The organism is Bradyrhizobium sp. 132 (assembly GCF_023074185.1).
GTDB lineage: Bacteria > Pseudomonadota > Alphaproteobacteria > Rhizobiales > Xanthobacteraceae > Bradyrhizobium.
Window position 1 is genome coordinate 1 of record NZ_JADPKY010000125.1, and the last position, 2,693, is coordinate 2,693.

At 62.0% G+C, this 2,693-nt stretch carries 3 protein-coding genes; all 3 read left to right on the forward strand.

The window, feature by feature from the left end:
- Window positions 1–245 (forward strand): hypothetical protein (locus tag IVA74_RS25635; RefSeq protein WP_247349116.1); only part of this gene is annotated, 245 nt, incomplete at its 5' end.
- A gap of 186 nt (window positions 246–431) precedes the next feature.
- Complete coding sequence (locus IVA74_RS25640) at window positions 432–602, forward strand: hypothetical protein (RefSeq protein ID WP_247349117.1); 171 nt, start codon at window positions 432–434, stop codon at window positions 600–602.
- Window positions 592–2,661 carry a recombinase family protein gene (locus IVA74_RS25645; RefSeq protein ID WP_247349118.1) on the forward strand — a complete coding sequence of 690 codons (2,070 nt, stop codon included), beginning with the start codon at window positions 592–594 and terminating at the stop codon, window positions 2,659–2,661. Before IVA74_RS25640 ends, IVA74_RS25645 begins: the two co-directional genes overlap by 11 nt.
- Window positions 2,662–2,693 lie beyond the last annotated feature (32 nt).

Here is a 2,693-nt window from a genome sequence, read left to right on the forward strand (position 1 = left end):
TTGTACAACGAGGTTTGAGAACGCCCACAGGACCGTTCTTCGCGAGGTTCTTTATCGATATCATCCTTGGTTTGGCTGCCGAGTTTGCGTTCATGGGGCCGTCGACAAGGCTGGCGATGTCGCCTTCCGCTGCACGCTGGATGGATCGCAAGCAGATCGTTGGCTGGAGGTTCCAGCATGGATGTTCGACCGGACGGCATGCCCTGAGGCGGAGCTTTTGGCAGCTCGGCCATTTGTCAGCATAACCGCACTTGCAGCGTTTTCAGCGCTTCTCGATCTGGCGTTGATGGATCGAACGTCATCAGCTGCTCTGCTTTCTAGCGCATCCAGAGCCTCTCACGACCAGAATCGGGGAGAGACCCATGTCACGGCAGACGGCAATGCCAGGGAGCGGATACCGACACAATCGACAACCGCGGCCGCAGCAGCAGATGGATCTGTTCGGGAGCGGCCTTTCGAACGGCGCCATCGGCGCACCAGCATGGCTGGAGCTGCCGGCGGAAGCTCGGGCGGCCCTCACAAGCCTGATGACGCAGTTGATCGTCGACCATGCTGCGATGACAGCGACGCCGCCCGCGAAGGAGGTCGGTCATGATCTCTGACAAGGTCAGGCCTCATCATCTGGAGCGCAAGGCGATTCTTTACGTGCGTCAATCCTCGGCACATCAGGTGTTGCACAATCGCGAGAGCAGCGCGTTGCAATACGCCATGCGGGACCGGCTGACGGCGCTCGGTTGGTCTGAGATCGAAGTGATCGATGATGATCTCGGTCGTTCAGCCGCCGGCGGGGTCCAACGCGCTGGTTTTGAGCGGATGGTAGCGGAGGTTTGCCTCGGTAAGGTCGGTGCAGTTTGCGCCCGCGAGGTCTCGCGGTTCGCTCGCAACAGCCGGGATTGGCAGCAACTCATCGAGATGTGCCGCGTGGTCGACACCGTTCTGGTCGATCAGGAGACCATCTATGCGCCAAGGCACGGCAACGACCGCCTGCTGCTCGGGCTCAAGGGTAGCCTCAATGAGTACGAGCTGGATCTGTTGCGCCAGCGCTCGCTCTCGGCCCGCTATGAGAAGGCGCGCCGGGGCGAGTTGATTGTGGCGGCGCCCGTCGGCTTCGTGAAGGCCGGCGACCGCTATGAGAAAGATCCGGATCAGCGCGTCCAGGAAGCGATCCAGTTGGTGTTCGACAAGGTCGAGGAACTGGGCAGTGCCCGACAGGCGCTCTGCTGGCTCCACGAGTACAATCTCGATCTGCCGGTGAAACAGTCCAACGGCGACACAGCCTGGCGGCGACCGAGTTACTCCGCCATCCACCGGATCATTGAGAACCCGGTCTACGGCGGCGCCTATGCCTATGGTAAGACGGCTGTGGCGGCGGGATACACCGCCGAGGGCGTGACCGTGAAGATCCGCCGCAAGACGCGGAACGAATGGTTGACGTTGAAGCCTAATACCCACGACGGGTATGTGAGCTGGGAGAGGTTCGAGGCGATCCGCGCGATGGTCAGCAGCAACGTTCCCACTGGTCGGCATCACGGCGCGCCCAAGCATGGAGACGCGCTGCTGGCCGGTCTGATCCGGTGCAAGCGCTGCGGCCGCAAGCTCACACTCCGGTACTCAGGCATGAAGCACCATATCCCGCGCTACAGCTGCAGCCGCGCTTGGATGGACAATGGCGGCCCTCACTGCATCGCCTTCGGAGGATTGCGCGTCGATGATGCAATAGAGGAAGCACTGCTTGGCGTTGTCGGCCCAGGCGCTATCGCCGCTGCAACCGCTGCCGCCAAGGGAGCCAGGGAACGCCGCGATCAGGTGCGCGATGCTCTCAATCGCGACCTCGAGGCGGCGCGCTATGCCGCCGACAGGGCTTTCCGGCAATACGATGCCGCTGACCCCGCGAACCGGCTGGTGGCGAGTGAGCTGGAAGCGCGCTGGAACAGGGCGCTCGCTCACGTGGCGGAGGTCGAGGGCAAGATCGCCATGCATGATGCAGTGACGTCCGCGCCCATTGCTGATCCAGCTTCGCTCAGCGTTCTTGCCTCGAACCTCAAAACGGTCTGGGATGCGCCGACGACGGATGCTCGCCTCAAGAAGCGCATTGTACGCACCCTCGTCCATGAGGTCGTGGCCGATATCGACGACGCGGCTTCCGAGATCGTTCTCATCGTCCACTGGGTGGGTGGTGCCCACAGCGAGTTGCGCTTGCCCAAGCGCCGGCGCGGACAGCGCAACAGCACCTCTGCCGATATTATCCAAGCCGTGCGTCAACTGGTGCTGATCGCCAGCGACGATCTGATTGCCGGCCTCCTCAACCGAAACGGCCTCAAGACAGGCAACGGCAATCGCTGGACCCGCGAGCGCGTCACATCAATGCGCTCGAGCTACCACCTCCCGGTGTTCAAGCCCGCCGATGACGGGATCGAACCCTGGCTCAACCTTAGCAACGCCGCAAAGCTCCTGAAGATCGCGCCCAAGACGCTCCGGCTGGCCGCTGAAGCCGGCGAAATCGAAGCCTTCCATCCGCTATCGGACGGCCCGTGGATCTTCGCCCGCGCCTCGCTGATAACAACTGCCGCTCAATCTATCGCCGAACGAGCGCGACAGAACCCAAGATACCCCACGGGATCGCATCCCAATCAGCAAAGTCTCTTCTCTACAACAACATAGACAGATGGGTGTTCTGATGCGCGGTTGTAGAA